The sequence below is a fragment of the Pelorhabdus sp. sgz311002 genome (assembly GCF_056134285.1).
Genome location: NZ_JBWBCL010000002.1, coordinates 276,951 through 302,920 on the forward strand (window position 1 = coordinate 276,951; position 25,970 = coordinate 302,920).

The following is a 25,970-nucleotide window of genomic DNA, read 5'->3' on the forward strand; positions in this document are numbered from 1 at the left end:
TATACATAAGAGGCGGAATTAACCGCCCTGCAATGAGCTAAGCAGGGTCTTGGGATAATAAAATAACAGAATTTGTTTATAATCATAACCAGCCTTAGCCATCCCATCGGCGCCGTACTGAGAAAGGCCTACGCCGTGACCGTAGCCTGTTGTATGAAAAATATACGAATCTTTCGTTATGGTAACGGTAAAATTAGTGGAATGAAGTCCCAGCTTTTCCCGAACTTCCTGGCCGGTCAAAACCTTATCGCCAAAACGGACTTTGTCTACTCTGCCTGATTCAGTCAAGCTAAGAATATGCACATCTGTCGGTTTAGCAGTACTCTGACCAAAAGCGGCTATGCTGCCTTTATTAACGCCAAGGCAGTCTTGCAGTTGCCGCAAAGTATATTCTTTATCTTCTTGATAGCGCGGCGACTGCCTGTCCCAATTATTCGTTACACTGACAAGATAAGGATAGTCACTTCCCCATACTTCTCTAGAACTTGCCGTTTTCGGACCCGCGGTAGAGTGAAAGACTGCATGAATCGGTTCGCCTTCATAGGTTAAAATCATTCCCGCTGTTTTCGCTACAGCCGCTTTTATTTTACTATTCTTAGCCTCATATTGTCCTTGCCAGCGTTTTTTTCGTTCTGTTTCGCTGATCCAAGCCTGTCCCTCTCGGTAATCGCTGCTAATATCGGCGCCAGGATGAGCTGGCGCTCCCTTGCCGCCAAAAATCTTCAAAGTTCTGACCGCATAAGTTCGAGCCGCAACAGCCTGCGCCGCTAGGGCCTCGCTCTCAAATTCAGCTGGCATCTCAGCAGCCACAACACCAGCTACATAATCTTCCAGATCTAAATCAATAATTTTCTGTACTTCGGCCTGATACAATCGCACGGTAATATGTTCATTATAGCTGCCAAAGGGCATAGAAAAAGGCATTTTAACACGAGGGCCATAAACAATCAGCGCCGGAAGAATTAAGAGCACAATCAGTCCGCCAATTAATATTTTCAGGGCTGTTTTCACCCCTCCTCCTCCTCCTTTCAAGACCCCCAATTATCCGGTTCCTTTCATTCTATGAAGCCAAAATTAAAAAAATACTTCCTGCTATTAGCAGGAAGTATCTTCATACATATTCTCTCGTTATCGATCAACCCGGGAAATATCGGCACCCAGTCCGCGCAGCTTGTTGACAATATCATCATAACCGCGATCAATATGGTGAATATAAGAGATTTCCGTCGCCCCATCAGCAACAAGTGCCGCTAGGACAAGCGCCGCGCCAGCTCGAAGATCTGTCGCTTTCACTTCACAGCCAGTTAGACGTTCTACGCCTTCCACCAAAGCACTGCGGCCTTCTATCTTGATATTTGCACCCATTCGTTTTAGTTCGTCCACATGCATAAAGCGATTTTCAAAGACAGTTTCTGTGACAACACTCGTACCACCAGCGACTGTCATCAGAGCCATAAACTGAGCTTGCATGTCTGTCGGAAAACCGGGATATGGCAAAGTCTTAATATCAACAGAACGAATCGAGCGACGGTTATTGCCGCGAACCCATACACCATTCGTGTCTTCTTCAAGCTGAATTCCAGCTTCTTTTAGTTTGGCAATGACTGGTTTTAAATGCTCGGTCAAAACATTGTCAATCCGAACTTCGCCGCCTGTCATCGCCGCAGCTACCATATAAGTCCCGGCTTCAATGCGGTCCGGAATTACGGCATGAACAGCGCCACGCAATTCTTTTACACCATTAATTTTAATGACATTCGTGCCAGCACCGCGGACCTTCGCGCCCATGGCATTTAAGTAATTTGCTAAATCAACAATTTCCGGTTCTTCCGCCGGATTTTCAATAATAGTCTGTCCAGAAGCAAGGCTTGCCGCCATCATTAGGTTTTCTGTCGCGCCAACACTAGGAAAATCCAAATAAATGCGCGCGCCAACCAGTCCACTGGGAGGTGCTGCCGCCTCAATAAAGCCATGACCTAACTCGATCTTCGCTCCTAGAGCTTCAAACCCTTTTAAGTGAAGATCAATTGGACGAGTTCCAATCGCACAGCCGCCTGGCAACGAAATTTTCGCTTTGCCAAAACGAGCTAAAAGCGGCCCCATAATCAAAAAGGATGCTCGCATTTTTCGCACCAGTTCATAAGGTGCTTCTACTGTCGATATATGAGTGCTGTCAATATGAAGCGTCGCCGCTTCACTTGCATCTACCTTGACACCCAAGGTTTTTAAAACGGCGCTGATCGTCCGTACATCTTCCAAATCAGGAATCTCTTCCAGTGTACTCGGAGTGGTTCCCAGAAGGGAAGCTGCAATAACAGGTAGTACGGCATTTTTCGCTCCGCTGATTTTCACTCGTCCTGCTAATTTATTACCGCCCCTGATAACTAGTTTTTCCACAAAAGTTCCTCCTACGCCAACTCACTGCGCGTTCGTTGAGTCATTCTTATCTAGTTTACCATTAAGCAAGCCCGACAGGCAAGTATTTATATTGTTGTCATTTTATGAAATGAATATGCGAAAAGCCAAAAAGAGGCTATAGGTCACTTTTTCGCAAAAATGACGCCATAGCCTCTTAAACAGGACATGAAAAAATTATATACGCTGCGCGAAATTAATGATGTTTCGCTCCAAAGCTAGCTACTTTCAACCGGACTATCGCACGAGATAAAGCAGCATGAGCTCTTGCCTCATCCACTTCGCTGCTAGCAGCACTCAAACGTTCTTCCGCACGTTGCTTTGCCGCCTCAGCTCTTTCTACATCAATTTCTTCGGGCAATTCGGCACAGCTCGCCAAAATAGTAACCTTTTCCGGCTGCACTTCGATAAAACCGCCACAAAGAGAAATTTGATGTTCGCCATCCGCTGTCAACAGACGCAGTGGCCACGTATTTAGAGCGGCAATCAGCGGCACATGGCCTGGCAGAACGCCAAGATCGCCGTCAGTAGCCCGCGCAATTACCATATTGACATCACCGGAATAAGCCAGTTTGTCAGGAGTTACAATGTCCACACGAACAGTTCTGGCCATTGCTTATTCCCCCTTCAAAGTACGAGCCTTTTCGATAACCTCGTCAATTGTACCAACCATGTTGAATGCTGCTTCTGGCAGATCATCATGTTTGCCGCTTAAAATTTCGCTAAAGCCGCGAATCGTTTCTTTCAGTGATACATATTTTCCTGGCGAGTTCGTGAAGACTTCCGCTACAAAGAACGGCTGACTTAAGAAACGCTGAATTTTTCTAGCTCTTGCTACAGTGATCTTATCGTCTTCCGACAACTCTTCCATACCAAGGATGGCAATGATATCCTGCAACTCTTTATAACGTTGCAGAATTTTTTGTACGCCGCGAGCTACACGGTAATGTTCTTCCCCTAAAATATTAGGGTCCATAATACGGGACGTGGAATCAAGCGGATCCACAGCCGGATAAATACCAAGCTCAGCAATCTGACGCGACAATACTGTCGTTGCGTCAAGATGGGCGAATGTCGCAGCTGGCGCCGGGTCAGTCAAGTCATCGGCAGGCACATAAACAGCCTGAACGGAAGTGATAGACCCTTTTTTCGTAGAAGTAATACGTTCTTGCAGCGCACCTACGTCAGTACCCAGCGTTGGCTGGTAACCAACAGCGGAAGGCATACGGCCGAGTAGAGCCGATACTTCCGAACCAGCCTGAATGAAACGGAAAATATTATCAACGAACAGCAGTACGTCTTGACCGCCTACATCACGAAAATATTCCGCCATAGTCAAGCCCGTAAGGCCTACGCGCATTCTGGCTCCCGGTGGTTCATTCATCTGACCATATACGAGAGCTGTTTTATCAATAACGCCAGATTCTTTCATTTCTGACCAGAGATCATTTCCTTCACGGGTACGTTCGCCTACGCCAGCAAACACGGAATAACCGCCGTGCTCAGTAGCAATGTTTCTGATCAATTCCATGATCAAAACAGTTTTACCTACGCCAGCACCGCCAAAGAGGCCGATTTTACCACCGCGGGAATAGGGAGCAATAAGGTCAACAACCTTAATGCCTGTTTCCAAAATCTGCGTTGAAGTTTCCTGATCTTCAAAGCTCGGAGCTGACCGATGGATCGGCCAATGATCGTCCGCTACGACTTCCGCCGGATTATTATCAACGGCTTCTCCTAACACATTAAATACCCGACCGAGCGTGCCCTTGCCTACGGGAATCTGAATCGGCGCACCGGTATCAACTGCATCCATGCCGCGTGTCAGGCCGTCCGTAGACGACATGGCAACAGCACGAACCGTGTTGTCTCCCAAATGCTGCATGACTTCAGCTGTAACATCCAACTTAGCGCCATCCGACTGTCCCTGAATTTTAATGGCATTATAAATGGCAGGGAGCTGCTCGGGGGAAAACTCAATATCTACAACAGGACCAATTACTTGTTTCACTTTTCCGATATTCACAGGGTTCCCCCCTCCTTAAATTCACTATTTAATGGCTTCAGCGCCACCCACGATTTCACTGATCTCGCGAGTAATATTCGCCTGACGAATTTGATTGTATTTCAGGACAAGCTTAGCTATAAGCTCCTGGGCATTATCAGTAGCCGATCCCATCGCCGTCATTCGTGCGCCTAATTCGCTTGCCGCCGACTGCAGCAAAGCGCCATAAATGGTAGACTCAAGATATTTTGGCAATAATTCCGCTAAAACGGCGGCAGCATCCGGTTCAAAAATATATTCCCCAGCACGCTTTTCGTCCGCTTCTACTTTTGCCTCTGGTTGCGTCATGGGCAACAGTTTTATAACCGTCGGCTTTTGGGTCAGCGGCGATAAAAACTGCGTATAAGCCATATAAATTTCATCATACTCGCCTTTTACAAAACCATCTGCTACCGCGCGAGAAAGTTCCACAGCATTTTGATAGGAAGGTTTTTCAGAGAATCCAATAAATTCCTGATCAATGCTATAGTGGCGGCGCCGGAAATAATCACGCATTTTTCGGCCCACCGTAATGAGCTGTACCTGATCATGACTCTTAAGGCGCGGCACAACTTCCCTGACTAAGTTTGACGTATAAGCGCCAGCCAGTCCTTTGTCCGCATTAATGAGTAAATAGCAGACTTTTTTTACGTCTCTCGATTCCAGCAGCGGATGAGAGATATCGTGAGCATTCGCAGTTACACTCTCTAGCACTTCCCGGATTTTATCGGTATAAGGCCGGGAAGCTGCTGCTTTCTCCTGCGCTTTGCGCAATCTGGCGGCAGCAACCATCTTCATAGCCTTCGTAATCTGCTGAATGTTTTTTACGCTTTTGATGCGACGACGTATGTCCTGTGTACTAGGCATCCGTTATCACCTCGCTGCACTGTCTTCAATGCTTACAAAAGTATCTTTAAATTCTTTAATGGCTTTTTTCAGCGCTGCTGCCGTTTCGCTGTCAATTACCTTCTTCTCGCGAATCGATTTGCCGATTTCTGCATAGCTCGTACGCATGAATTTCAGGTAATCCTGTTCGAGCTTCGTAATATTTTCTACAGCCACATCATCAAGATAGCCGTTAACAGCCATATAAATTACAAGTACCTGTTCTTCCACAGGCATCGGCACATACTGTGGCTGTTTCAAAACTTCCGTCATGCGATCGCCGCGATCAATTAACGCTTTAGTCGCTTTGTCCAGATCACTGCCGAACTGAGCAAAAGCTGCCATTTCACGATACTGCGCCAAGTCAAGGCGAAGCGTACCAGCTACACTCTTCATGGCTTTTACCTGGGCACTACCGCCTACACGCGATACGGACAGACCCACGTTAATAGCTGGACGGATACCAGAATAGAAAAGTTCGCTTTCAAGGAAAATCTGACCATCTGTAATGGAAATTACGTTAGTCGGAATATAGGCCGATACGTCACCAGCCAAAGTTTCAATAATCGGCAAAGCCGTAATGGAACCAGCGCCAAGTTCATCGGATAATTTAGCAGCCCGTTCTAACAAACGGCTGTGTAAATAGAAAACGTCACCTGGATAGGCTTCACGTCCTGGCGGACGGCGAAGTAGAAGCGACATGGCGCGATAAGCCGCTGCCTGTTTGGAAAGATCGTCATAAACGCAGAGGCAATGGCCGCCTTTATACATAAAATATTCTGCCATAGCAACACCGGCATAAGGAGCGATATATTGCAACGGTGCACTGTCAGAAGCAGTGGCAACAACAACAATCGTATATTCCATCGCGCCGTGATCTTCCAGCGTCTTCACAACGCGAGCTACGGTCGAAGCTTTTTGGCCAATCGCAACATATACGCAGATTACGCCTTGGCCTTTTTGATTAATAATTGTATCAAGTGCAACAGCTGTTTTACCAGTACCACGGTCACCGATAATCAATTCACGTTGTCCCCGGCCGATTGGCACAAGGGCGTCAATTGCTTTTAAGCCTGTCTGAAGTGGTTCGTGAACGCTCTTACGATCAGCAATACCAGGCGCTTTAAATTCTACAGGACGGAATTCCGTTGTTGCAATCGGGCCTTTACCATCAATCGGCTGCCCTAAAGGATTGACAACACGACCTACCATAGCTTCGCCAGCAGGAACCTGCATGATGCGGCCGGTACGGCGCACTGTGTCGCCTTCTTTAATCGTCATTTCACCGCTCATAAGAACAGCGCCGACATTATCTTCTTCCAGATTCAAAACCATACCGAAAACGCTACCGGGGAATTCTAACAGTTCACCGGCCATAGCCTTTTCTAAGCCATGGATACGAGCAATTCCGTCGCCTACCTCGATGACTGTACCAATATCATCAACATTGAGGTCGACTTCATAGTTTTCAATCTGCTGTTTGATGATAGCCGTAATTTCTTCTGGCCTCATTTTCATACTTACTTTGTCACCCCAATCTTCGTCGCTTGCGATTGCAGCAGTGCGTACTTCATAAGGTCAAGCTGACGTTTTACGCTGCCGTCAATCAGTTTATCGCCTAATTTAATGATCATGCCGCCAATAATGGAAGCGTCAATGTGTTCTTTCAGTACAATGGTTTTGCCCATAACGGCTTCAAGCTTTTGCTTCAAAGCAGTCTGCTCTGCTTCGCTTAACGGCAGAACTGTTTTTACTTCAGCAATAGCAATATTACGTTCTTCATTTGCTAAGCTAATAAATTCCTGAATCATTTGTGGTAAAAAGGTCTCCCGACGCTTGTCAACGACAAGCAAGAGAAAGCGAAGAACTTCCGGGGTTACTTCCTTACCGAAAACTTCCTTTAACAAGGATTTTTTTGATTCAGCTGGTACGCGTGGATGATACAGAAAAGTTGCCAGCTCTTTATTGTCAGCTACAGCGCTTTGCACCATCTGGAGCTGCGCTTCTACTGCAGCAAGCTCGTTCTTTTCTTTGGCCAACTCGTAAATCGCTTGAGCATATTTTTGGGCAAGTTGCTGCACTAACATGGCAGACCACCCGTCTTCGTTTCATCTAATTTATCAATGAAATTCGCTACAAGTTTAGCATTTGCTTCATTTGTCATGTTTTCACTGATAATTTTGGAAGCTGCTGCTAATGATAAAGCAACGACTTCTTGCCGCATTTCATTAATCGCTTTATCGCGTTCGCGGCTAATTTCTTCCTGAGCATTTTTCAGCAGTTTCGCGCATTCCTGACGCGTCACTTCTAGTTCTTCGTCGCGTTTTGCTGCCGCAAATTTTTCAGCTTTGTCAATAATAGTCTGTGCCTGGCTGCGAGCTGCCGCCAACTGACGTTCTAAGTCTTGTTTCAACGCTTCGGCTGCAGCGCGTTCTTTCTCTGCCGTCTCAAGACCTGAGGCGATTTTCTGCTGCCGTTCATTGAGCATTCCCACAAGGGGCTTATAGGCGACTTTGGTCAGAATGGCCACAAGAATTAAGAAATTTATAATTTGCGCTATAAGCGTCGCATCAATATCAACCAATGAGGCCCCTCCTCCTTAGGCGTGTAGGGAGGCGACAGACCCTTTAGCCTGTCGCCCTATACCGCTTTTCTTGATTACTTCGTAAACGGGTTGGCAAACATCAAAACGAAAGCAATAACAACAGCGATGATTGGCAATGCTTCGATCAAACCAACAGAGATCAGCATATTAACAAGAATCGTGCTTTTTGCTTCCGGCTGTCTAGCCATACCTTCTACGGCTTTAGCCGTAACGAGACCGTCACCAATACCTGCGCCAATGGCGGAAAGACCGATAGCTAAACCTGCTCCGATAACCGAAGCTGCGATAATAATTGCATGTTCCACAATAAGTTCCTCCTTTTTTTCATTCCATTTTGTTTAGAAAAGTCTATTTTCAATCATTAGTGGTTGTCATTTAAGCTGTTTGACAAGTAAGACATTGTCAGCATGGTGAAAATAAAAGCCTGAATCACACCGACAAAGACACTGAAAGCCAGCCAAATTGTCGGAACAAAGTACGGCACCAACATGCCAAGCACAATGAGGAGAACTTCCCCTGCAATAATATTTCCGAATAGACGAAAAGACAGTGTAATCGGCTTGGCTAATTCTTCAATAATATTAATGGGCAAAAATAAAGCGTACGGTTTGAAAAAGTGTCCGATATACGATCCGAGCCCTTTATGCATAATGCCCAAAACCTGTATGAGAACAAAAACCATAATCGCCAGCCCTGCTGTCGTGTTCAAGTCGCTTGTCGGCGAACTAAACTTCGGAATAAGTCCAAGCCAGTTGCTGATCAAGAGAAAGAGAAACAGCGTAATGATCATCGGTGCAAACTTGAGGCCTTTCGGGCCCATAGTGGATTCAATTTGATTCAAAAGCGCTTCTACAGCCATTTCCAATAAATTTTGCCAGCCAGATGGCACTAGTGTCAGCCGTCTTGTTGCTAAGATTGCGATAATAATAACAACCGCCATAGTCAGCCACGTCATAATGAGCGTGTCTAGATGAAAACTCAGGCCGGCAAAATGAGCAATCTGATGTGAGCCAATTGCATGTCCTTCACCATGTTCCATCAGAAATCCCCCCCTTTCTTATTTCATTTAGAAGAATTTGTGTTTGATAACAAACACACAAGCAGCCCCCAGGAAAACTATATGAAGTGAGAAAAGCCCCACGACTGCTGCCAAAAAATCGAGTTCGGGAACTCGCAAAGAAAAATAAAGAATAAAACAGACAAATACAAGACGAATTACCCAGCCCACGCGCATGGACCAAACCGCCTTGTTCGGCGGCAGGTTGGCGCTTTTTTTTACGCGGATCATCACCAGGATAAAATAAATATAAGCCGCCACGATACCAAGCAAGAGTCCGGGCAGCTTATCACCATGACCTGATAACCACGTACTGCCAAGCAGGAAGAACGACCATAAGGGTAGTCCCCAAAAATAGGATTTTTTCATCTCCCCAAAATCGGTTCTCATACAAAAAGCGCTTCTTTCATTTACTATCACCATAATATTCAATTTTTTTGACTGGCAACAATGAGCTTAAACACTCCCACGCAACCAGCTAAAGCTCCTAGCGCAATTCCAATGATCGTTCCCCAAGGGTAAGTGGCAAAATAGTGATCCCAAAGCCGCCCTATCCCTATTCCTACAGCAAGTGTCGAAACAAGCGTAAGCCCTAGAGCCGATACAAGATTCAGCGCCTGCAGCAAAGCGTTTTTGCTATTCTTGCCCATCTTTGCATCCCCTTCATCTTCAAAAAATAGCATACCCTGGAATACGCTTTTCTATGATTTCGGAAATGGCATGAATAGTATTTGTATATATTCTTCACACAATTAAAAATTCCTCCTCGATTGTGTAAAAAAGAAGATTTTTGTCTAGTTATTCTATAAAATTGCTGAAAAAGCGCTAAATTTATTTCAAATACAAAAAGTCCGCATCACAATAGTATGCGGACTAAATTCTTATTCGTTTTTGCAAACAAAAGGAGCTGGCATTGTTTGTTTCAAGCCATAGCGACATAGAATCGTTTCGACAATCCGTCGCGAAGAAAGTCCATCACCATAAGGATTGCAAGCCCCGGCCAACTTCTCATAGTCGCTGCGACTACTTAAGAGCAATGAGGTTTCCTGATAGACTCGTTCTTTTTCTGTACCAATCAACTTTACTGTACCAGCAGCAATTGCTTCTGGCCGTTCCGTCGTATCGCGTAAAACGAGAACTGGCTTACCTAAGGACGGCGCCTCTTCTTGGATTCCGCCCGAATCGGTTAGAACCAGATAAGACCGCGCCAAGAGGTTAGCAAACGGTTCATAGTCCAGTGGATCAATAAGATGAACTCGTCCTACACTGCCAAGTTCGGCCTCAACAACTTCACGTACTTTCGGATTTTTATGAACCGGGAAAACGATTTCTACATCAGAAAAATCATGAACAATCTGCCGTAGCGCTTGATAAACATGGCGCATCGGTTCGCCAAGATTCTCGCGGCGATGAGTCGTCACCAGCACAACGCGGCGCTCGCCATAAGGAATCGAAGCTAACAGCGGATCAGAGAATTGATAGGTTTCACTTACCGTTGCTTTCAAAGCATCAATGACCGTATTGCCTGTAACAAAAACATTGTCAGTAGAAATATTCTCTTTCAAAAGATTTTCTTTTGCTGTCGGCGTCGGTGCAAAATGCATTTCTGCTAAAGAACCAGTCAGCTTACGGTTCATCTCCTCGGGAAAAGGCGAATATTTATTGCCTGTTCTCAGCCCCGCTTCCACATGGCCTACGGGAATATGATGGTAGTAAGCGGCTAGCGCTCCCGCAAAAGTGGTTGTCGTATCGCCATGAACAAGAACAATATCGGGTTTTTCAGTGGCAAGGACACGATCAAGACCATGCATGGCTTTGGCGGTAATATCAAATAGAGTCTGCCCTTGCGCCATAATATCAAGATCATAGTCAGGTTGAATCGCAAACAGGCCGAGAACCTGATCCAGCATTTCTCGATGCTGGGCTGTTACCGTAACAATCGGCTGGATGAGATCGCTATATTTAGCAAGCTCTAGCACCACTGGAGCCATCTTGATAGCTTCCGGTCTTGTGCCAAATACAGTCATAACTTTCAGACGAGCCAAACAAATCACTCTCCTAATTAGCTAAAAGAGGCAGGCCTTGCGCCCGCCTTTGTGGTTTCTTGCTATTTTTACTTTAAAATCATACTCAAGAATGACTTTGCGCCGAATCGTTCTGTTTCAGAACGCCCACCTTCCGCGCCCCAACAAAAGCAAGCGCCAGGAGGCAGAAAAGAATGACGGCAGCAAACCCCATATTTACTTCTGTCAAAGCAATTGCGCTAAGACCGAGGCAGCCACTGATCACATACATGAGCAAAACAGCTTGTTTCTGTGATAAGCCCATAGCTAACAAACGATGATGCAAATGTCCTTTATCAGGCTTAAATATGGGCTGTCCGCTATTATATCGGCGAATAATTGCAAAGGTTGTATCCATAATCGGCAGCCCCAAAGCGACGATCGGCACAATCAAGGCAATCGTTGCAGCGGATTTTACAGTTCCCAAAATGGAAATCGCCGCAAGCATATAACCTAAAAACATACTGCCTGTATCACCCATAAAAACTTTAGCCGGATTAAAATTATGCTGTAAAAACCCAAGTGCGCTACCAGCAAGAGCCGAAGTCAGCACAGCAACAATCCAAAAATTCTGTTGCAAAGCCACGAGCAAAATCGTAAGCGCTGCAATTGTTGAAACACCAGCGGCCAAACCATCTAAACCGTCAATTAAGTTGACTGTATTGGTCAGCCCAACAACCCAAAGAATCGTAATCGGTACAGAAAAATATTCTACATAGATCATATCCCCGAAAGGATTTGTCAACCATTCAATCTGAATATCAAATAAAACTAAAACAATCGCCGCAGCAATTTGCCCGAGAAGTTTCACTTTTGCTGGCAGCTGCAACATATCATCAGCAATACCTACAAGCAAAATTACGGTACCGCCAGCGAGTAGGCCAAGAATATCTTTATCCATATGCATACTTGCCAAAACAGCGACGACAAAACCAATGTAGATTGCCAGTCCGCCCATCCGCGGAATCGGATGCTTATGCACTTTGCGTGCGTCAGGCGCGTCCATAGCCCCAAGTTTGATTGCCAGCTTTATTACGGATGGAGTAATGAGATAAGCCAAAACTAAAGCCGTGATAAAAGCAACAACATAAGATTGCACAATTCATGCACCTCGTTTTCTAATGTACCTAAGGTAAGTTCCAAAAAACTGACCAGGCACCAACAGCCCTATTGTACCAAACCACGTAAAAACTTGTCAATGAAAGCCTGTACATTCCTGTCTGATTTACCGCGTAAAATAGCCCCGTTTTTCCAGTTTTTCTACATGCTCAGCTACAAGCGCGGCAATATCAACTTGATAGCGGTCAGCGAGAATATACATCATCGTAAAACAACACTGCGCTACATCTAATAGTTCTTCGGCGCAACCATCTAGAGCAGCCGCAAAGTCAAGCTGAACGGTTTCACCGGAAGCGCCTGTCATCTTGCCTAAATACTGCGTCATCTCGCCAAGCTCTTCTTGAATCTTACAAACCGTCGTAAGCAAAGTTACTTCATCAAGATAAAGCCGCGGCAGCCGTAATGTCTTAAAGGAACCGCAAGTTGCAATCTCATAGGTTTGCCCCTGATCAAAGCAGTAGCCTTTTGCCATAAGTTTTGCCAAATGTCTGTCAATCATTTGATCAATCGTCAGATGATACTCATCTTCCATCACAAACAGCATAGTCACGCAAACCTGAGCCACATCTAACAGTTCTTCCGCCACCGAACGCAAAGTGCGCTGGGCTGCCGTCAGATCAACTGCCTTGCTTGGTATCGCACTGATCTGTCCGACCTCTTCCGATCGTCCATACGGCAAAAAGTGCAAAACAGCCCGCGCCAACTCCCCAGCTTCTTCTACTGCTTTTAAAAGAGTCGAAGAAAATGTCGGTGTCAAATGATTCAATTTTGGTAAGCTAATTGTATCCATTTTGTTTTCCTTTCATTCCTTGTTCAATCCAACGACAAATGTCCCATCCTAAATTATATCTTCGCAGGGCAGATTTTGTATATTTTATACTTAAAATTAAGTTATATCTCTATTGTAGCATAAAAATAGGTTAACTGCTTATTGACAGAAGATGTTTCATCATGCTACAATCTAATAGTGTCCTTGGAGTGATACTCAAGTGGCTGAAGAGGACGGTTTGCTAAATCGTTAGAGGTCGCAAGGCCTGCCAGGGTTCAAATCCCTGTCACTCCGCCATAATAGGAAGAACCGGTTATTTACGAAGGTAGATAGCCGGTTTTTCGCATTTCCCAGCCTTTTTCGGGTAGACGAAAGGGAGATATTACTCATAACGCGTCACCGTTAGCACTCGACTTCCGCTTTTATGAGTAATATCTCCCTTTCTGCCTTATCACAAAACAGTTGTCATAAGCTCAAAACCACGATTAATGCTTAATTCTACCTATATGAGTATACACCCCTTTTGCCTTATCACGAAATCATTGCGATAGGCTCCAAACCATACCATTAATATATAGTTTCCGCTTGTATGGCTGCCATTCCTTGCTCACCGGGGCAAATGAACGATTTCAATCCACGTCGCCAGCGAAAACCACTCGGTATGAGGCTCGTAGTCTCGAGCAAAAACAACGCGCTGAATTCCTGATGTAATAATCAGCTTCTGACATTCCGGACAAGGCCTATCCGTACAGTATAAGGTAGCCTCATGACGTTCATCAGGCGAGCATTCCAGCAAAGCATTCGGTTCCGCATGAATGCAACGGATACAATGACCGTCAAGCATGAGACAGCCTTCTTCAAGGCAATGAGGCAGTCCTGCCGGGCTGCCGTTGTAGCCAGTTCCTTTAATCCGCTTGTTTTTCACAATGACAGCGCCGACTTTTCGCCGCTGACAAGTACTGCGCTCAGCTACCTGAAAAGCAATATCTAAAAAATATTCATCCCAGTTTTTCCGCATAAAAACCCTCGCTTTACAATACGCTTTTGCAAAAAAACGGCAGTGGACAGTTCCCTAGAACCAAGTCCAACTGCCGTTTTTCTTATTTTGTACCGAAAATCCGGTCGCCTGCATCACCAAGACCAGGAACAATATAGCCATGGTCATTCAATTTAATATCAACAGCTGCTGTATAAATTTCTACATCAGGATGCTGTTCATTGACAAGATTAATGCCTTCCGGCGCTGCAACAAGACACATAAGTTTAATGTTCTTAGCACCGTGGCGTTTTAACAGATCGATCGCCGCAGCGGAAGAACCGCCAGTAGCGAGCATTGGGTCAATAATGATGAAATCACGTTCTGTTACATCAGTCGGCAGTTTGCAGTAATATTCAACTGGCTGCAAGCTCTCGGGATCGCGGTATAAACCGACATGACCGACTTTTGCTGCGGGAATCAGGCGAAGTACGCCGCTAACCATGCCGAGACCGGCACGCAAAATTGGCACAACACCGATTTTTTTACCTGCCAGCATTTTGCAATGGCATTTTTCTACAGGTGTTTCAATAACAACGTCTTCTAAAGGAAGATTGCGAGTAATTTCATAAGCCATTAGTGTAGCAATTTCTTCAAGAAGTTCACGAAACTCCTTTGTTCCTGTATTTACATCACGAATCAAAGATAGTTTATGTTGGATTAAGGGATGATTAATTACATGAATCTGCATTCTGTTATCTCCTTCGTCTCTTTACGCTTTTTCAGGATAAAGAGGGAATTTTTTGCAAAGAGCCGCTACTTTTTCTTTCGCAGCTACTTTTATGGTTTCGTCATTTGGTGCGGTGAGCACTGACGCAATTACTTCGCCAATCACTTCCATGGCGGCTTCGTCCATGCCGCGCGATGTTACTGCCGGAGTACCAATCCGAACACCGCTAGTCACAAAGGGGCTGGCAGGATCAAAAGGTATGGTGTTTTTATTCACAGTCAAACCAACTTCATCCAAAAGATGCTCCGCTTCTTTGCCTGTTAAGTTTTGCGGCCGCACATCTAGCAGCAATAAGTGATTATCCGTACCACCCGACACAAGTGTGCAACCGGATTTCGTCAGTTTCGCCGCCAAAGCTGCCGCATTTTTTACGATCTGCTGCTGATAAGCTTTAAAAGCTTCCGTGCTAGCTTCCTGCAAGGCAACAGCTTTCGCTGCAATCACATGCATAAGCGGGCCACCTTGAATTCCGGGGAAAATCGCTTTATTCACTGCTTTCGCGTACTGCTCTTCCCGGCAGAGAATCATACCGCCACGCGGTCCGCGTAACGTTTTGTGAGTCGTCGTCGTAACAATATCAGCATGCGGTACAGGACTGGGATGAAGGCCTGCTGCCACAAGTCCAGCAATATGAGCCATATCGACCATAAGCAACGCGCCTGCCTCATGAGCAATCGCTGCAAGACGGGCAAAATCAATGACGCGCGGATACGCACTGGCGCCTGCAACCAGGAGCTTCGGCTTATTTTCTAACGCCAATTTGCGCACTGCGTCATAATCAATGCACTGGGTCTGTTCATCAACGCCGTAAGCAACAACTTTAAACCATTTACCGGAAAAATTAACGGGGCTGCCATGAGTCAAATGACCGCCATGGGATAAATTCATACCGAGAATGGTATCACCAGGTGAGAGCAGGGCGAAAAAAACAGCCATATTCGCCTGAGCGCCAGAATGAGGCTGCACATTGACGTAAGGAGCGCCGAACAGAGCTTTCGCCCGATCAATAGCCAATTGTTCTACTACATCGACATGTTCACAGCCGCCGTAATAACGATGCTTGGGATAGCCCTCAGCGTATTTATTCGTCAAAACAGAACCTTGCGCTTCCATAACCGCTTCACTGACAAAGTTTTCTGATGCAATCAGTTCCAGCTTATTTTGCTGACGTTGTTTTTCTAAAGCAATAAGTTTAGCAATTTCCGGATCTACCTGTTCCAAGAACGACATGATGTGCCCCCTAACAAAGTGTTGTATTATTTGACGAGTACTTCTTCATGATAAACAGCCCGTTGACCGCCGATCAGCTTAGGTCGCGTTCTTGCCGCCACCAACAGAGCTTGTCCAATTGTTTTTTGCGTAAGACGCAGTGGTACAGCTACAGCCTTTAAATGCATGCCAATGAGCGTACAGCCAATATCAAGACCCACATGAGCCTGAATCGTTTCTACCACGACAGGATCGCTGAAATCGGTCATGGCCTGAGCCGCTAACGCACCGCCGGCATGAGGCCGCGGCAATACGGAGACTTCTGTCCAGCCGTATCTTTCCTGAGCTTCCCGTTCTACAACGAGAGCCCTGTTTAAATGCTCACAGCATTGTATGGCTAAAAAAACCTGACGACGAACGGCGGCCTGACGAAGCTCTGCTAGCAGAATTTCTGCTACAGTCTCCGAACCGGCTGAGCCGATTTTTTCCCCTTTTACTTCACTGGTACTACAGCCCACAACCAGAACCATCCCAGCTTTTACCTGAGCTTTCATCAGCAGTTCTGTAGCGGCCTCACGGGTCGCCTGACGAATTTCTTCCAACCATTCTTTCTGTGACACCTATGCTCACCTCTATTGTTCGAGTTCACTAATTTTGCCAACACGACGCTCATGACGACCGCCAGCAAAAGGAGTATCCAGCCATGTATCTAAAATCATACAAGCAAGCCCCGGTCCTGTTACCCGCTCGCCCAGAGCCAAGATATTGGCGTCATTATGCTCGCGCGACATTTTCGCTGAAAAGACATCGCAGCAAAGAGCGGCGCGAATTCCTTTTACCTTATTAGCTGCAATAGAAATACCGATTCCTGTGCCGCAAATAAGGATTCCGCGCTCATAGTCACCGGCGACGACAGCTTCAGCCACTGCTTTGGCATAGTCAGGATAGTCCACCGATTCCTCTGTATAAGCGCCAAAATCATGAAATTCGATCTGTCTTTCTTCCAGGCGCGCTTTTAGTTCTTCTTTCAGACGTAAGCCGCCGTGATCACTGCCTATTGCAATTTTCACTTTTGTACCCCCTTTGACTATTCTCCTCATGATTCTCCGTTTACTGATTTTTTCCTGCCGAAGTCTGCAACTTTTCCCAGGCAAGATCAACAAGTTCTGATAGCATGCGGGCGCAACGCTCATATTCCGCTAAATCACCGCCAAAAGGATCTGACACATCGGCAAGGCTGCCCGTATATTCAGCCAAAGTAAACACTTTGCTCTTGGCCTTAGGAAAGAGCTGCAATACTTGATTCTTATGGCCTTGCGTCATAGTCAGTATAAGGTCGGCTGAAACAAGATCATCTTCCGTCAGCAACCGCGAACGATGCATCTTGGCATCAATTCCGCGCGATTTCATCGCTTGCGTGGCTCCCGCCGAAGCGGCCTGACCAGGAAATGCCGCCAGACCGGCTGATTTTACGGTAAAGGCATGCGTCATTTCCGCTTCTTTAATGCGCTCTTGCAGCAAGAGCTGCGCCATAGGACTGCGGCAAGTATTTCCTGTACATAAAATGAGAATTTGCAACAAAGGACTCTCCTCCTTCTATTTTAGCCAAAAAACTCGTAACAATGTCTGCATGCCGAAAGCGGCTAAAAGCACTCCGCCTAGAACAGGGGCATAGCGACCTACGAAAGCTCCCAGCTTATCGCCTAAAGTAAACCCGCAAAAACTAATAACAAAAATCGTCAAGCCGAGAATTAAGCTGAAAAAGAGCAGATTGACTTCAAGTATGCCTAAGCCAATTCCCGCAACAAAAGCATCAAGACTGACACTGACAGCCAGGCTCACCAAAGCGCCGCCGCGCAAGCGGCAAGATCGCATTTCCTTGCCTTGTTTTTGCTCCCATAGCATGTTGCAGCCAAGCAAAATTAAAATCGTTGCTCCAAAAGCGCTCGCCTGAGCCGTAAGAACATCGCCAAGTAAGTGACCAAAAAAATAACCAGCCCAAATCATAAAAATATGAAAACAGGCAAAAACCACAGAAGAAAAGAAAATACGTTCTTTCTCAAGCCCTTGCATCCCAATCGGCACAGCCACAGAAAACAGGTCAGCCCCTAAGGCAATGCTGAGTAGTAAAACCTCCCAAAGCGACATAGGCCTCTCCTCCTTTTAGTAACTATATGAAGGAAAAAAGCCGCGCAAACCTCTAGGATTATACTTTTACAATTTGCTGACCGGCCGCTTTACGCAACCGATTCATCACCGCTCGACCAATTCCCGATTCAGGAATTCCCTGCGCTAAAATGAGATCAACCGATTCATGGTCAAAAGACCGTAGTGCGCCAAAAATCTGTCCAGCCACAGCATCAAGGTCTAAGAGGGAACCAAAGGTTTCGACAGATTCTACCATTTGAAATAAAGACCGCCACTCTTCACAAATGAGCAGCCCCAGCCGCCGTCCCTGCTTTGTCTCTTGCGCCACTCGCTCTTGCATAGCCGTTTGGACGGCCTGCTCCGGCCCTTCAAACAGTATCAGCGGCGCAGTTGGCGCATAATGGCGATATTTCATACCAGGCGCCTTCGGCGCTGCCTGAGCGCCTAAAGATAAACCAGGATCGACCTCGACTTGTCCTAGCTCTTGTACAAGCATTTCATAGGTAATACCGCCTGGTCGTAAAATTACCGGAATATCACCAGTACAATCAAGCACCGTAGATTCCAAGCCAATATCACAAGGCCCGCCATCAATAATCATATCAATTCGTCCGTCTAAATCCTCCAACACGGCCTGCGCCGTCGTCGGGCTAGGCTTGCCGGAGCGATTGGCGCTCGGTGCTGCGATCGGTACGTTAGCCGCAGCAATCAACTCCCGAGCAATTACTGAGGACGGATAGCGCACAGCAACGGTATCAAGTCCGCCAGTTACCGCCAGGGGAACGCGCGAACTCTTCGGCGCGATAATCGTCAAAGGACCGGGCCAAAAGGCTTGTAAGGCTTTTTCCGCTGCTACCGGCACTGTCGCAACCAGTTCATCGAGCATAGCTAAAGAGGCAATATGTAAAATCAGCGGATTGTCGGAAGGGCGTCCCTTGGCGGCATAAATCGCCGCCACCGCTTCAGCACAGTAGCCATTCGCCCCTAAACCATACACAGTCTCAGTAGGAAAAGCCACAAGACCGCCCTGGCGTAGCAAGGCCCCTGCTGCTTCAATCACTTTATGGCTCGGATTTTCCGCCGACAATTTATAATAATGAGTTTCCATTGTTATTCCTTCTTTGATTCTTTTTTTACAAAGACCATAACGCGCTCAATCCCGCCATAGTCCTTCACAATCTCCTGTACCTGAAAGGGCGATGCTGCAGCGAGTGCCTGCAGTGGTTCAGCTTGATCAATTCCAATTTCTATCGCTAGAAACCCATCATCCGTAAGCAGTGGCGCGCAATCACATAACAAACGTCGGTAAAAATCAAGGCCGTCGTTGCCGCCTTTTAAGGCAAGACTTGGCTCTTTTAATACTTCCGGCGCTAAAGTCCTCACCTCGTCATCAGGAATGTAGGGAGGGTTGGAAACAATCGCTTGAAAGCGTCCTGATAAAGCCTGCGTAAAATCGCCGCAACATAAGTCTAAGCGGTCCTGTACCTGGTGATTCTTGGCATTTTGCTCAGCTATAATAAGCGCCGCTTCAGAAATATCAACAGCTACCGCCTTGGCTTTAGGCAACAATGTCAACAGACTTACGACAATTGCGCCGCTGCCTGTACCAAGATCAGCAAACGAAATATCCTCATATTGAGCAAGACGCTTTTGGACTGCTTCTACAAGAATCTCCGTATCAGGGCGCGGAATCAGAACGGACGGGGAAACGACAAAGTTAAGGCCCATAAATTCTTTATAGCCTGTAATATAAGCAACAGGCAAACGCTGCGCTCGTTCTTTCACCGCTTCCCGATAAGCAGTAAGTTCTTCTGGCGTAAGCGGCTGATCAAAGTGCACATATAAATAAATTCTATCTTGCTTTAAAATATGGGAAAGCAGTACTTCGGCGTCAAGGCGCGGAGATTCCACGCCTTTGGCTGCAAAGTACTGCTTCGTCCAAGCTAAAATACGGCCAATCGTCCACATTTCAGCCATAGCTACTGCCCCTGCCGCAGCCGTTCGCTTTGATCCGCCGTAACCAAAGCATGAACAATTTCATCAAGATCGCCGTTAAGAACAAAATCTAATTTATGAAGAGTCAGACCAATCCGATGATCGGTCACACGGCCCTGCGGGAAGTTATAGGTCCGAATCCGCTCGCTGCGGTCGCCTGTCCCAACTTGACTTTTTCGCTCCTGCGCCACTTCAGCATGCTGTTGCTGCTGGGCTAATTCTAACAGTTTTGCTCGTAATACACGCATGGCTTTATCACGATTTTTTAGTTGGGATTTTTCATCCTGACAAGTAACGACGACGCCTGTTGGCAAATGAGTAATTCGCACAGCCGACTCTGTCTTATTGACATGCTGTCCGCCAGCGCCGCTGGCACAATAGGTGTCAATTTTTAAATCATTTTGATTGACTTCAATATCGACTTCCTCGGCTTCTGGCAATACAGCAACAGTCACTGTTGATGTATGAATCCGCCCGCCAGATTCTGTCGTCGGAATCCGCTGTACACGGTGCACGCCGCTTTCAAATTTTAAGCGACTGTAAACACTATCGCCCTCAATCAGAAAAATAACTTCCTTGAAGCCGCCAAGTTCCGTCGGATTCGACTCAAGTATTTCCGTACGCCAACCTTTTGTTTCGGCATAACGCGTATACATGCGGAAGAGATCGCCCGCAAATAGAGCCGCTTCGTCGCCGCCGGCACCGCCACGAATTTCAACGATAACATTTTTACCGTCATTGGGATCTTTCGGCAACAGCAGAATACGCAATTCCTCGCTCAGCACTGCAAACCGATCTTTTAGCTCATTTAATTCCGACTGGGCTAAAGAACGCATTTCATCATCAAGTTTTTCTCGCAAAAGCTCTTCTGTATCAGCAAGTTCTTGATGCACTTCTTTATATTCGCGATATTTTGCCACAATTGGCATAAGCTGGGCATGAGCGCGCGTATGCTTTTGCCACTGAGCTTGGTCAGCCAGTACAACAGGATCGCTAATTAAATTTTCCAGTTCTAAAAATTTATCTTCTATGGCCTGTACTTGTTCAAGCATGGTCATCCACCTTTATTTCTTCACTTAATACTTGTTCTGACTCACTAGCCGGATTGACTGCTTCCAGCGCAGCAACGGCAACTTCAATCTGATCGTCGCTTGGTTCGCGAGTCGTTAAATTCTGCAACCATAAGCCTGGCTGTATGGCAAATGCCACGAAAGGACTTTCACTACGTCCGGCAAAGCGGATTACTTCATAGGCAAGCCCCGCTACAACTGGCATGAGAATGATCCGTGAAACAATTCGTTCAATTAAATCAGGCCACCCGAGAAAAGCAAACAACACGATGCTTACGACCATGACAATTAAGAGAAAGTTCGTACCACACCGTGGATGCAACCGACTCTGCGGCCGAATATTTTCTACCGTTAGGGGAAGTCCTTGTTCGTAAGCGTGAATCGTTTTATGCTCAGCGCCGTGATACTGAAAAACCCGTTGAATCTCTCCCATACGCGAAATTCCATAAATATAGGCAAAAAAGATCACAAGCCGCAACAATCCCTCTAGAAGGTTGAGCAAAATCGGATTATCTAGGGAAGAATGAAGGGCTTTGGCCGCATAGGTAGGCAAAATCACAAACAAACCAATACCAATTGCCAACGAAACAATCATCGTCATAGCAATTTCCTTATCAGATAAGGCTTCTTCTTCCTCACCGGCCGCTTGAGCCGAATAGGAAAGCGATTTTAAACCATATACCAGCGACTCCACTAGCGCAACAACGCCCCTAAGCATCGGCTTCTTTAAAATAGGATAGCGGTCCATAATTGAAGTCAGGGGCGATTTATCAATCACAATCGTCCCGCCTGGTTCGCGAACAGCTGTAGCGATATGCTTCGGCCCGCGCATCATAACGCCTTCAATCACAGCCTGGCCACCAATATATACTTTTGGTTTCACTCCAGTTCTCCTTTGATCCATTGTTCTTCTTGTCTATATTATCTGATAAACTAATAGATATAAATACAGCAGAGCATGTATGTGCTCTGCTGAACCTATCATTCTTAGTTACCGTAACGTTTATTGAATTTTTCAATACGACCGCCAGCCTGAATGTTTCTCTGCTGACCCGTATAGAAAGGATGGCATTTAGAGCAAACATCAACGCGCAGTTCTTTTTTCACAGAACCAGTTGTGAATGTGTTGCCACAGCCGCAAACTACTTTGGCTTCGCCAAAATTAGGATGAATGTTTTCCTTCATAATTTCTGCACCTCACTTTTACTAGCATCACCATGTTCTTTGACATAGTGCATAGAACCCCTACAGTTTACCTATGAATTATAGCACAATCGACTTTTCTGTGCAACACGAAAAGCGAAAGAAAAACCAAAGAATTATTCTTCCTTAGTATAATGGCTGAAGCTGCCAATCACGAGGGATGGCGCCGCCTGCTGCAATCTTTTTATCATGGGCTTTACGCCTATAGCGGCTGAAGTCATTTGCGGCATAATGGCCATGAGTTCATCAGGGTCTACATTCAAATTACGCAACTGAATCATATCAATCGCGAGTTCCTTGATAAAACTTTCCCAGGCAGCGACTTCCGACTCACAGTCATTGATTCCTGGGAAAAAGAGCATGTTGAGCGATACGAAAACTCCTTTGCTCTTGGCATAGCGAATTGATTCCTTTACCGCCGCCAAATCGTAACCAGCCCGATAATAAGCCTGATAGACAGCCTCGGTAGGACTATTAATGCTGACACGCATACTATTGAGTCCAGCATCCACAATCGCTTTGATTCCTGTCGTAAAGCCCGCGTTCGTATTGATATTGAGAATCCCCTGATCGGTTACGGCCCGAATCTGTTGTATCGCAGCAGCAATCGTTTCATAGGCGAGAGACGGTTCCCCTTCGCAGCCTTGGCCGAAACTGATGATCCCATCTTCCGCTGTCGCCAGATGATAGGCGCCAATTTCCGCCACCTCTTCCGGTGTCGGCGTAAAGGCAATGCGCGTCTGCGGCGATGGGCAGCACTCTGATGGTTGCAGCGAAATACAGCCAAAGCAATTGGCGTTACAAACAGGCGATGTGGGAATTCCCGCTTCCCAGCGGTGATAAAAGAGATTTTGCGCCGTACAGCAATGCCAGGAAAGCGAACAATTCCCTAAATGTTCTACTAAGCGATTTTTCGGAAACTGCTCTGTAAGCCGCCGGACCTTCCCCTTTAGTTTCGGCGTATTATAGGCATAAGGATGCCACTTGGCATTATCATCACTTTTCACAGCAGCTACATAAATTTCATCATCAATAAGCGCCGCCGCCGTATAGCCGTAGAGCGGCAAAACTGGTGCATCGTCCGCTTTAATAAAAGCAGGCAGCAGCGTCCGCGTATAGCCTACAGGCAGCATAGCCGCAACAGCAAGCCCCTGATTCGTAAGTGCCTTTGCTTCCCCCTGCTCCCAAGCAACGGCGCGCCGTCCTGGCAGAAACATTAGTTCAGCCCCTTCGGGCAACAAAATCATATTTTCTCGCGAAAGCGGCACAAGGCAATCGCCGCTGCGCCCGACTGCCGCTTTGCCTGGCTGATCAAAGATTTCGCCATGTTGATCGGCAAATAAAGTGGTAATCATCATTTCACCTCACTCATTCTTGTTATATCCATTCATGGCTACCGTAATTCCCTCTTGTAGCCATGCTTCTACCGCTTGTTCGGATCGCGCTAAGGCCGCTTCAATGGCTTCGCTTTCTTCTGGCGTAAAGGGGGTCAGCACATGATCAACGACTTTGCGTCGGCCGCCAGGATGACTGATTCCCACTTTCAACCGAGAAAAATGATTGTCCCCTAGTTCAGCAATCATTGACTCAATGCCGCGGTGGCCGCCAGAAGAGCCTTTCGCCCGAAACCGAAGTTTGCCAACAGCAAGATCCATATCATCATAGATCACCAGCATGTCAGCTAAGTCGATTTTGTAGAAGTTCGCTAGTTGGCGTACAGCTACACCGCTTAAATTCATATAGGTTTGCGGCTTTACTAGAATCACTTTTCCCCTTTGAAAGCGCTGCTCAGTAATGAGCGCCTCTTCCCAGCGCCGCCAATCAGGCGTCTCCCAGCGTTTTGCTAAGCGATCCACAGCCATAAACCCGATATTATGACGCGTCGCCTCATATTCTCTGCCGGGATTGCCCAGACCGATTACTAATTTCATTTATCTCACCTAAAATCCTCAAGTAATAAACTATTACCATTCAACCCAATGGGTATAATATAGCAAAAGCGCTAACCTGTTGCAACAGCGCCCGCTTTCTCCTTGGCAATATTTCATCTATTATAACATATTTCGGTATAGCCCACAGCCGACCCTTAAATCAGGATCGGTCTTTTCGACTCTTTACACAATCGCAATGCCCAAAGGGCTTCCTTGCCAACTAGAGAACACAGTAGGAGAAAGGAGACTTTCTATGATTTTCTTTGCTGGCCTGAGCGCTTTCTTATTTTATTTTTCTACAGGCTTTTATGAGCACTGGCTCTTAACTTGGTTAGCGCCATTGCCGTTATGCCTATATTCGCTGGAAGCTAAAGCGACCAAAACTGCCTTGGCCTCATTTGTCGCATTTATTCTAGGTGCCTTAAATCAGTTTGGCTATCTGCCTTTGCTCTTATTTTTCAGTACAACGCTCCTTAGTGCAACTGCTTTTACTTTAGCAATCTTGCTGTTTCGATCAACATTCCGCTCCTTGAATCAACCGCTAGCGCCACTGGCCTTTGCTGCAGCCTGGACTGCCTACGAATTTATCCAGTCCCAGCTTTCTTCCTTAGGCACCTTGGAAAGTTTGGCATACACGCAAGTGCTCAATCTCCCGATTATCCAACTCGCCTCGGTAACTGGCATCTGGGGAATTACTTTTCTACTGATGCTTCTCCCTGCCAGTTTGGCTGCGATTTGGCATATTCATAACAACGGCGCCGCTTGGCGAATTCCAGCACTAGTCGTGGGCGGACTTTTGACAATCGTGGTTCTGTTTGGATTCTATCGCCTTTATGGACCGACTGTAAGTCCAGTTATGACCATCGGCTTAGCCGCTGTCCCCACAACATTTGAAGAATTACGCAACCAAGACCCAACAACTGTGAACAACTCCTTGCAGCATTATATTGACAAAATGCCCCTCTTAGCCAATGCTGGCGCCCAGCTTGTACTATTTCCCGAAAAAATCGATTTTTTAGCTCCGTCAGCCCAAGAAACAGGTCTATCGCTACTTAGTCAAGCCGCTCAGAAAAACCACGTTGCACTCGTCGTCGGCCTAAGCTTACAAAAAGAAAAGCTCCGTAATGCAGCCCTCGCCTTTGGTCCAGACGGCTCTTTAGTCGATTCGTATGACAAGCAACATTTACTTTCTCCCTATGAAAATAGCTATAGCCCCGGTCTAGCTCTTACGATCTTGCCATGCATTGATACTGCCGCTGCGGGCCTTGCGATCTGCAAAGATATGGACTTTGCTTTTCCAGCTATGAAGTACAGCCAGAAGGGCGTCGGTCTTGTGCTAGTACCAGCCTTGGATTTCCACGTCGACGGCTGGCTCCATGGCCGCGTCGCCATTTTGCGCGGTGTCGAGGGAAATTTTGCCGTAGCCCGCGCCGCCCAATGGGGACTACTTACGGTCAGCGATAGCCGTGGCCGCTTGTTGGGAACCGCTTCTACCAGTAACCAAGGCGCCGCCCTAGTTGTTCAAACTCCCCTAAGTAGCGGCGATTCCCTATATAGTCGGTTGGGAGACTGGTTTGCCTGGCTTTGTTTGTTAGGAACAGCCTTTACTATGTATCGCTTATCTTATCGCTTAAAACCTTGTATGCTTGATCACTAAAAGCCTAATTCCGCCGCCCTTTCGCGTCATAAAA

The 25,970-nt window shown here is 46.5% G+C and carries 30 protein-coding genes and 1 tRNA gene; 2 read left to right on the forward strand and 29 right to left on the reverse strand.

Going from position 1 to position 25,970, the window contains the following annotated elements:
* Positions 1 to 18: 18 nt before the first annotated feature.
* From spoIID to AC0NJP_RS05270, 15 genes are all read right to left on the reverse strand, one after another.
* Positions 19 to 1,011 (reverse strand): stage II sporulation protein D, encoded by a 993-nt coding sequence (gene spoIID, locus AC0NJP_RS05200; RefSeq protein ID WP_474699043.1) that lies wholly within the window; start codon positions 1,009 to 1,011, stop codon positions 19 to 21.
* A 117-nt stretch (positions 1,012 to 1,128) separates the two neighbouring features.
* Positions 1,129 to 2,397 (reverse strand): UDP-N-acetylglucosamine 1-carboxyvinyltransferase, encoded by a 1,269-nt coding sequence (murA, locus tag AC0NJP_RS05205; RefSeq protein ID WP_474039173.1) that lies wholly within the window; start codon positions 2,395 to 2,397, stop codon positions 1,129 to 1,131.
* A gap of 214 nt (positions 2,398 to 2,611) precedes the next feature.
* The gene (locus tag AC0NJP_RS05210) at positions 2,612 to 3,028 is read right to left on the reverse strand and encodes a F0F1 ATP synthase subunit epsilon (protein ID WP_474039174.1); all 417 of its coding nucleotides are present in this window, start codon (positions 3,026 to 3,028) and stop codon (positions 2,612 to 2,614) included.
* A 3-nt stretch (positions 3,029 to 3,031) separates the two neighbouring features.
* Complete coding sequence (atpD, locus tag AC0NJP_RS05215; RefSeq protein ID WP_474039175.1) at positions 3,032 to 4,441, reverse strand: F0F1 ATP synthase subunit beta; 1,410 nt, start codon at positions 4,439 to 4,441, stop codon at positions 3,032 to 3,034.
* 24 nt (positions 4,442 to 4,465) lie between these two features.
* Complete coding sequence (gene atpG / locus AC0NJP_RS05220; RefSeq protein ID WP_474699044.1) at positions 4,466 to 5,326, reverse strand: ATP synthase F1 subunit gamma; 861 nt, start codon at positions 5,324 to 5,326, stop codon at positions 4,466 to 4,468.
* A 6-nt stretch (positions 5,327 to 5,332) separates the two neighbouring features.
* The gene (atpA, locus tag AC0NJP_RS05225; protein ID WP_474039177.1) at positions 5,333 to 6,862 is read right to left on the reverse strand and encodes a F0F1 ATP synthase subunit alpha; all 1,530 of its coding nucleotides are present in this window, start codon (positions 6,860 to 6,862) and stop codon (positions 5,333 to 5,335) included.
* 2 nt (positions 6,863 to 6,864) lie between these two features.
* Entirely contained in the window at positions 6,865 to 7,431 is a 567-nt protein-coding gene (locus AC0NJP_RS05230) for a F0F1 ATP synthase subunit delta (RefSeq protein WP_474699045.1), read from the reverse strand.
* Positions 7,425 to 7,928 carry a F0F1 ATP synthase subunit B gene (gene atpF, locus AC0NJP_RS05235; RefSeq protein WP_474039179.1) on the reverse strand — a complete coding sequence of 168 codons (504 nt, stop codon included), beginning with the start codon at positions 7,926 to 7,928 and terminating at the stop codon, positions 7,425 to 7,427. Before atpF ends, AC0NJP_RS05230 begins: the two co-directional genes overlap by 7 nt.
* A 74-nt stretch (positions 7,929 to 8,002) precedes the next feature.
* On the reverse strand, positions 8,003 to 8,254 hold the full coding sequence (gene atpE, locus AC0NJP_RS05240; RefSeq protein ID WP_474039180.1) for a F0F1 ATP synthase subunit C: 252 nt from the start codon (positions 8,252 to 8,254) through the stop codon (positions 8,003 to 8,005).
* Between the two features lie 56 nt (positions 8,255 to 8,310).
* Positions 8,311 to 8,988 (reverse strand): F0F1 ATP synthase subunit A, encoded by a 678-nt coding sequence (gene atpB / locus AC0NJP_RS05245; protein WP_474039181.1) that lies wholly within the window; start codon positions 8,986 to 8,988, stop codon positions 8,311 to 8,313.
* Positions 8,989 to 9,015: 27 nt separating this feature from the next.
* Positions 9,016 to 9,396 carry an ATP synthase subunit I gene (locus tag AC0NJP_RS05250; protein ID WP_474699046.1) on the reverse strand — a complete coding sequence of 127 codons (381 nt, stop codon included), beginning with the start codon at positions 9,394 to 9,396 and terminating at the stop codon, positions 9,016 to 9,018.
* Between the two features lie 38 nt (positions 9,397 to 9,434).
* Positions 9,435 to 9,656 (reverse strand): AtpZ/AtpI family protein, encoded by a 222-nt coding sequence (locus tag AC0NJP_RS05255; protein WP_474039183.1) that lies wholly within the window; start codon positions 9,654 to 9,656, stop codon positions 9,435 to 9,437.
* 231 nt (positions 9,657 to 9,887) lie between these two features.
* Positions 9,888 to 11,051 (reverse strand): non-hydrolyzing UDP-N-acetylglucosamine 2-epimerase, encoded by a 1,164-nt coding sequence (gene wecB, locus AC0NJP_RS05260; RefSeq protein WP_474699047.1) that lies wholly within the window; start codon positions 11,049 to 11,051, stop codon positions 9,888 to 9,890.
* 85 nt (positions 11,052 to 11,136) lie between these two features.
* Positions 11,137 to 12,168: a glycosyltransferase family 4 protein gene (locus AC0NJP_RS05265; protein WP_474039185.1), complete on the reverse strand. Its 1,032-nt coding sequence runs from the start codon at positions 12,166 to 12,168 to the stop codon at positions 11,137 to 11,139.
* A 126-nt stretch (positions 12,169 to 12,294) separates the two neighbouring features.
* Complete coding sequence (locus AC0NJP_RS05270) at positions 12,295 to 12,978, reverse strand: MazG nucleotide pyrophosphohydrolase domain-containing protein (protein ID WP_474039186.1); 684 nt, start codon at positions 12,976 to 12,978, stop codon at positions 12,295 to 12,297.
* A 185-nt stretch (positions 12,979 to 13,163) separates the two neighbouring features.
* On the opposite strand from AC0NJP_RS05270, the gene AC0NJP_RS05275 reads away from it, so the two are divergent.
* A tRNA-Ser gene (locus tag AC0NJP_RS05275) sits at positions 13,164 to 13,254 on the forward strand.
* 310 nt (positions 13,255 to 13,564) lie between these two features.
* Here the strand turns inward: AC0NJP_RS05275 and AC0NJP_RS05280 are convergent.
* The 14 genes from AC0NJP_RS05280 to pth all read right to left on the reverse strand — a co-directional run bounded on the left by AC0NJP_RS05280 (position 13,565) and on the right by pth (position 24,279).
* Complete coding sequence (locus AC0NJP_RS05280) at positions 13,565 to 13,975, reverse strand: deoxycytidylate deaminase (RefSeq protein ID WP_474699048.1); 411 nt, start codon at positions 13,973 to 13,975, stop codon at positions 13,565 to 13,567.
* An 82-nt stretch (positions 13,976 to 14,057) separates the two neighbouring features.
* Positions 14,058 to 14,684: a uracil phosphoribosyltransferase gene (upp, locus tag AC0NJP_RS05285; protein ID WP_474039188.1), complete on the reverse strand. Its 627-nt coding sequence runs from the start codon at positions 14,682 to 14,684 to the stop codon at positions 14,058 to 14,060.
* 21 nt (positions 14,685 to 14,705) lie between these two features.
* Positions 14,706 to 15,953 carry a serine hydroxymethyltransferase gene (glyA, locus tag AC0NJP_RS05290; RefSeq protein WP_474699049.1) on the reverse strand — a complete coding sequence of 416 codons (1,248 nt, stop codon included), beginning with the start codon at positions 15,951 to 15,953 and terminating at the stop codon, positions 14,706 to 14,708.
* A 26-nt stretch (positions 15,954 to 15,979) separates the two neighbouring features.
* Positions 15,980 to 16,552 (reverse strand): TIGR01440 family protein, encoded by a 573-nt coding sequence (locus tag AC0NJP_RS05295; protein WP_474699050.1) that lies wholly within the window; start codon positions 16,550 to 16,552, stop codon positions 15,980 to 15,982.
* Between the two features lie 12 nt (positions 16,553 to 16,564).
* A complete protein-coding gene (rpiB, locus tag AC0NJP_RS05300) occupies positions 16,565 to 17,002 on the reverse strand; it encodes a ribose 5-phosphate isomerase B (RefSeq protein WP_474039191.1) in 438 nt (145 codons plus the stop codon).
* A 40-nt stretch (positions 17,003 to 17,042) separates the two neighbouring features.
* Positions 17,043 to 17,513: a low molecular weight protein arginine phosphatase gene (locus AC0NJP_RS05305; RefSeq protein WP_474699051.1), complete on the reverse strand. Its 471-nt coding sequence runs from the start codon at positions 17,511 to 17,513 to the stop codon at positions 17,043 to 17,045.
* Positions 17,514 to 17,528: 15 nt separating this feature from the next.
* Positions 17,529 to 18,080, reverse strand: a complete 552-nt coding sequence (locus AC0NJP_RS05310; RefSeq protein ID WP_474699052.1) for a manganese efflux pump MntP — start codon at positions 18,078 to 18,080, stop codon at positions 17,529 to 17,531.
* Between the two features lie 58 nt (positions 18,081 to 18,138).
* The gene (locus tag AC0NJP_RS05315) at positions 18,139 to 19,188 is read right to left on the reverse strand and encodes an L-threonylcarbamoyladenylate synthase (protein ID WP_474699053.1); all 1,050 of its coding nucleotides are present in this window, start codon (positions 19,186 to 19,188) and stop codon (positions 18,139 to 18,141) included.
* Between the two features lie 2 nt (positions 19,189 to 19,190).
* Positions 19,191 to 20,057, reverse strand: coding sequence for a peptide chain release factor N(5)-glutamine methyltransferase (gene prmC, locus AC0NJP_RS05320; protein WP_474699054.1), 867 nt, complete (start codon positions 20,055 to 20,057; stop codon positions 19,191 to 19,193).
* A 2-nt stretch (positions 20,058 to 20,059) separates the two neighbouring features.
* Positions 20,060 to 21,127: a peptide chain release factor 1 gene (gene prfA, locus AC0NJP_RS05325; protein WP_474699055.1), complete on the reverse strand. Its 1,068-nt coding sequence runs from the start codon at positions 21,125 to 21,127 to the stop codon at positions 20,060 to 20,062.
* Complete coding sequence (locus AC0NJP_RS05330) at positions 21,120 to 22,028, reverse strand: DUF1385 domain-containing protein (RefSeq protein ID WP_474699056.1); 909 nt, start codon at positions 22,026 to 22,028, stop codon at positions 21,120 to 21,122. The genes prfA and AC0NJP_RS05330 overlap by 8 nt, the downstream gene beginning before the upstream one ends.
* A gap of 104 nt (positions 22,029 to 22,132) precedes the next feature.
* Complete coding sequence (rpmE, locus tag AC0NJP_RS05335) at positions 22,133 to 22,330, reverse strand: 50S ribosomal protein L31 (RefSeq protein ID WP_474039198.1); 198 nt, start codon at positions 22,328 to 22,330, stop codon at positions 22,133 to 22,135.
* A gap of 134 nt (positions 22,331 to 22,464) precedes the next feature.
* Positions 22,465 to 23,703, reverse strand: a complete 1,239-nt coding sequence (locus AC0NJP_RS05340; protein ID WP_474699131.1) for a radical SAM family protein — start codon at positions 23,701 to 23,703, stop codon at positions 22,465 to 22,467.
* A 9-nt stretch (positions 23,704 to 23,712) separates the two neighbouring features.
* Positions 23,713 to 24,279, reverse strand: coding sequence for an aminoacyl-tRNA hydrolase (gene pth / locus AC0NJP_RS05345; RefSeq protein ID WP_474699057.1), 567 nt, complete (start codon positions 24,277 to 24,279; stop codon positions 23,713 to 23,715).
* Between the two features lie 253 nt (positions 24,280 to 24,532).
* On the opposite strand from pth, the gene AC0NJP_RS05350 reads away from it, so the two are divergent.
* Positions 24,533 to 25,936, forward strand: a complete 1,404-nt coding sequence (locus tag AC0NJP_RS05350; RefSeq protein ID WP_474699058.1) for a nitrilase-related carbon-nitrogen hydrolase — start codon at positions 24,533 to 24,535, stop codon at positions 25,934 to 25,936.
* The last annotated feature ends 34 nt before the right edge of the window (positions 25,937 to 25,970 follow it).